The following is a 4,270-nucleotide window of genomic DNA, read 5'->3' as shown; positions in this document are numbered from 1 at the left end:
CTATACAGGAATGTTTAGAGAGCGGGCCTATGAGTCGGAGCCATGGAACTTCGAATTGAAACCATGTTTTTATGAAGAAGTTGCTACATTTTACAAAATCATTAAAACAGGAAGCTGCACTCGTCGATAAAGATAAGGCGTGTGGAATTCAATATGAGTTCGAGGGAGAAGCGGTCGTGCGTGATCTTGGGGACTTCGTCAATGAGACGGGGATTCTTCTTATTGCCGATCCCGGGCATGACGAGAGAAGCGGAATTCTCTTGGAGCAGACCCGGAAGGGGACTTGGCGGGGGTATTCGCTGGGGAATAAAGACGGCGTGCTTATCGCCGCCCTGTATGCCCGGCACTCCGATTGCGAAGCGCTGTCGGCAGCGGAATCGGATTGGGAACCGCTGACGGCGTCCTTAGGCGTGGACAGCGGGATGGCCGGGATCTTCGACGTCGACTACTTCCGATTCGGCGATATCATTCCGGAGGAACCGCGCTGCAAGTACCCGGGGCTGTCGAGGTGGTACCGCGCCTGCATGGATCAAGCCGCGTCGGAGAGCAGGGCGGGCGTCATTCCTTATGGCGTCGTCTCCGAAGCCGGTTATGGGGACGGCTTGTACTCGGTATGGGTTTGCAAGGATAGCGATGGCTGCATATGCGCCGTCAAGATCGATTTTATTCCGATTCCTTAAGCCGTTTATTCAGAAGGAGGTCTCGTTGTGGCAAGACCGGACATCATCGAAGAGATCGAGAGAATAAAAGAGAAGCTCCACGCTCCCATTACGGAGCTGGGACAATTGCTGTCGAGTTACGTATCGGAGGCGCACGACAGCCATCAAGTCGCGGTAGCCCGAGCCTATTTGGATGACGTGGACGATCCGGACGGGGCTATAGGGGATGGCGGCATCCAGACGCCCATCGAACCCGTTATTCGCCATGACAGCAGCGCGACGGCCGCAGGGTTCCGGCAGCTGTTCCGGACCGCCGTCGATCAGGGAGTACCGTTAAGGATGCTGGAATACCGCTTCTCCAGAAGCGAGAGCGGTTGGGCTTACTCCGTAACGTTGGAGACGAAGGACGCCTACCGGAAGCTGGCGGAGGAGAGAGAAGCGATCGATCGGGAGATTTACGAGGCCATGCTGCAAGCGGCGGGCGAAGGGTGGGAGCGAATCGGCTTCGAGCAGCGCAAACCCGGGCCGCCAAGACTTCTGGCGATGAGAGTGTTGGAGGGCAAGCGCGATCGCCATGAAGTTCCCGTTACTCCCGAATTGGAGAAGCTTCTCCAACGAACGGACAAGCTGCACTCGGACTACGGACGGGAACTTATTTATCCGAGATGGTCGCTCGACAAGATCCGCCGCGGATACGAGAGAGAAGCCAATATCTATTATTGATCGGGAGAGATGAATAGCCTTGAGGGAAAAGTTCATGGAGCTGTGGGAGCGGCATTCGGACATTCTTGCGCATTCGTGCGGAATCAGGGAACCGCTCCTATCGCTTGATCCCGTGTTGGAAGCGTACGGAACGCCGGCCGACGCAGGAGATAACCCGCGCCTGGCCGCCCACTATAAAGCGCACCATCGGATGTTCGAGAAGTTGGATTTTTTCGCCGTCACCTCGAGAGGGGAATTTTTGGCGTTCTACCGGACGGAAGGTTATTCGGGGAATCCTCCGGTTGCGAAGCTGGATTCGGAAGGCCAGTACGGTTGGGCCGGGGCGGATTTGGCGGATGCCTTATATTGGGCCGCGGAGGATGAATGCTCGGATCTAACGGGTTGGCTTAAGGATCAAGGGTTTGCTTGCCCCGAGGGCTTCGTATTGGGCGCGTCCACGCAGTTCCTGCCCGGCATCGATAAGTGGCACCTTCGGTTCTATCGGGAATGGCTTGGGGAGCTTGTTCGCAAGGACGAGGATTCGCCAAGCGGCGAACCGGACGCTTACGACCCGTCGACTTGGTTAGGGCACAAGGGCGAAGCCGTTCGCGACCTGATTGCCCGGGCCCACGGGGAGGATGAGCTTCGAAAGTATTGGGTGTCGTGCGACGCCCGAGGATTCGTCCATTCGGCAAGGGTATTGAAGCCTTCGCTAGGCGTCGCTGGAATCACGCTGGGATGCAGCCGCGAGGAGTTGTTGCGGGCTTTCGGGGAACCGACGCAATCCGGAGCGATTAGGCTCTATTACGATAAGGGGCTTATTCGCCTGCATTTTACGATTCAAGACGAACGCATCGTCAAAATGATGTGCATGACGATCGACGACTCTCAATAAAGGCATACTGGGGACGACCTGAAGACGTCATTACTGACAGAGGGTCGTCCCCTTTTTCTGTTCATATGGCCTATTCCGAACTTGTAATCCAAATCTAGGCGGAAGCCTAGGAGCGGGGCATGACATTGACATTCGCGGCATAGTTGTGGATAGGGTGCGTAAGAGGAGCGCGAGTGTAACCGGCGATTATTTCCCGGGAATTGTCCAAGGACTTGCTTGGGGAAAAGGAGAGGACGGCGGCATAGCGGGAAAGGAGGAGGACTTTGCGCATGCCGACGGGATCAAAGGCCGCCCCGCACCGGAGCCGGAACGGCGGGGGGACGGACGAAGCCGCTGGCCGGCTGGGCGTTGGGTTCATGGGCAGCGAGACGAGATCATTGGGTTCGCGGAAGTCTCGGGAAGCGGCGAGAGGAATAGATTTCTTCGGCAAAATAGAGGGGGAGTGGAATGAGATCGGTTCTGCGGCTGGAGCTGGAGGAAGCGAAGGTCATGGTTGAAGCGGCCAAGCGGGCTTCGCGGGAGGCCGGTGCGTTCGAGACGATCTGCGTCGTCGACGGCGGAGGATACGTCATCGCCTTGGAGAGAATGGACGGCGCCCGGCTGACCGGGCCCGAGCTTGCTATCGCCAAGGCGTTCACGGCGAGCAGTCACAAGCGCTCGACCCATCTGTTCAACGAGCCCGGCGGGCCGGCGACGCCGACGGGAGAAGCGTTCGGCATTCACGCGATGTTCCCGGGCAAATTCGCCATCTTCGTCGGGGGGTTCCCCATCGTCGTGAACGGCGAGGTGATCGGGGGCATCGGCGTCAGCGGCGGCAGCGGGGAGCAGGACAAGGCTGTCGGGGTCGCCGCTTTGCAGGCGCTGCAGGAGCATCTGGGCGACGGGTATGAGGTGCTCGTGAAGGCGGATATCAAGAAGTGAGGGAGCCGCCTGGCGAGGGTGCGGGGCCGAGCGGAGCGTCCAATGGCGAAAAATTCGCCATTCAGGCGCGTGAAGGTCGCGCGAGTCACACTTGAATGGCGAAAAAATCGCCATTCAAGTGTGAGATGGCCATGCGAGGTACTCTCAATGGCGAAAAATTCGCCATTGACTCAAAAAACAAGGGCCGAACAAGCGGCGAGAGACCGCTTGTTCGGCTAGCCGACCCGAGGCTTAAGCCGCCTCGGGCGTGCGTTCGCCGATCGCGTGGCGAATGCTGTCCTTGCGCCGGTAGACGCCGAGGATGACGCCCATCGCCGCGAGCTCGACGACCGTGTTGAAGCCGTTATAGCCGATGAACGGCAGGGTGATTCCGACGTAGGGCAGCAGCCCGACCGACATGAGCAAGCTCCAGGCGAGCTTGATCGAGAGAATGGACGCCATTCCGAGGACAAGCAACCGCGCGAAGGGATCCTTCGCTTGACCGGCGATTCGAGCAGAGCGCAGGATGAAAAACACGACGAGGACGGCAAGCAAAGCGCCGACGATCCAGCCCAGGCCATAAACGAGGAAGGCGACGATATTCTCGCTCTGAGCAAAGGGGAGCCATCTAATCGGAAATTCGCTGAATCCTTGGCCCCACAACCCGGCCGATCTAATTATTCTCAATGAATAGCTCGCTCTGCTAAAGGATAAATCCGGATCATCGAAGAACTGTAAGTAGGTTTGCAGTTGGGACCGATAGGTCGTATATAATCCGGTTGCAGCAACCAACGGAGAGCTAAGGAAGACAACACCAACCCCTACATATCCCGCCCAACGCTTCCACCCGCCCCGCGTAAAGAGCAAGACTATCGACATTGCGACGACATGCACCAAAAGCGATATGAGAGAGGGAGACTTCAGATACAGATAGGCGGGGACCACATAGTAAAGGGCCAACTCTTTGGCATACCCGCGTAGTTTCCCGTAACGACCGCCAGTACTTCCTGGGCCTCCCGAGATCAAGTAGCCTGCATAAGCGATTGCGAATAAATAAGGAGCGACGGCCGTCGTATCGATGGAGATGCCTGCATGTGAAAATCAGTAGTAAAAT

At 57.5% G+C, this 4,270-nt stretch carries 5 protein-coding genes; 4 read left to right on the top strand and 1 reads right to left on the bottom strand.

The genetic code is table 11. The annotated features are described in order from the left end of the window. Positions 1-176: 176 nt before the first annotated feature. The 4 genes from H7B90_RS15125 to H7B90_RS15110 all read left to right on the top strand — a co-directional run bounded on the left by H7B90_RS15125 (position 177) and on the right by H7B90_RS15110 (position 3,177). On the top strand, positions 177-680 hold the full coding sequence (locus H7B90_RS15125; protein ID WP_185136729.1) for a DUF4241 domain-containing protein: 504 nt from the start codon (positions 177-179) through the stop codon (positions 678-680). 27 nt (positions 681-707) lie between these two features. Beyond that, positions 708-1,382 (top strand): hypothetical protein, encoded by a 675-nt coding sequence (locus H7B90_RS15120; RefSeq protein ID WP_185136728.1) that lies wholly within the window; start codon positions 708-710, stop codon positions 1,380-1,382. A gap of 19 nt (positions 1,383-1,401) precedes the next feature. Beyond that, positions 1,402-2,256 carry a hypothetical protein gene (locus tag H7B90_RS15115; protein ID WP_185136727.1) on the top strand — a complete coding sequence of 285 codons (855 nt, stop codon included), beginning with the start codon at positions 1,402-1,404 and terminating at the stop codon, positions 2,254-2,256. Positions 2,257-2,703: 447 nt separating this feature from the next. Further along, the gene (locus tag H7B90_RS15110) at positions 2,704-3,177 is read left to right on the top strand and encodes a GlcG/HbpS family heme-binding protein (protein WP_185136726.1); all 474 of its coding nucleotides are present in this window, start codon (positions 2,704-2,706) and stop codon (positions 3,175-3,177) included. 231 nt (positions 3,178-3,408) lie between these two features. Here H7B90_RS15110 and H7B90_RS15105 read toward each other — a convergent pair whose 3' ends face one another. After that, positions 3,409-4,182: an FtsW/RodA/SpoVE family cell cycle protein gene (locus H7B90_RS15105; RefSeq protein WP_260411054.1), complete on the bottom strand. Its 774-nt coding sequence runs from the start codon at positions 4,180-4,182 to the stop codon at positions 3,409-3,411. Between the last annotated feature and the right edge of the window lie 88 nt (positions 4,183-4,270).

The organism is Cohnella xylanilytica, assembly GCF_014212175.1.
Taxonomy (GTDB): domain Bacteria; phylum Bacillota; class Bacilli; order Paenibacillales; family Paenibacillaceae; genus Cohnella; species Cohnella xylanilytica.
The sequence above is the reverse complement of the archived record's forward strand: the minus strand, read 5'-3'. Positions and strand labels throughout refer to the sequence as shown.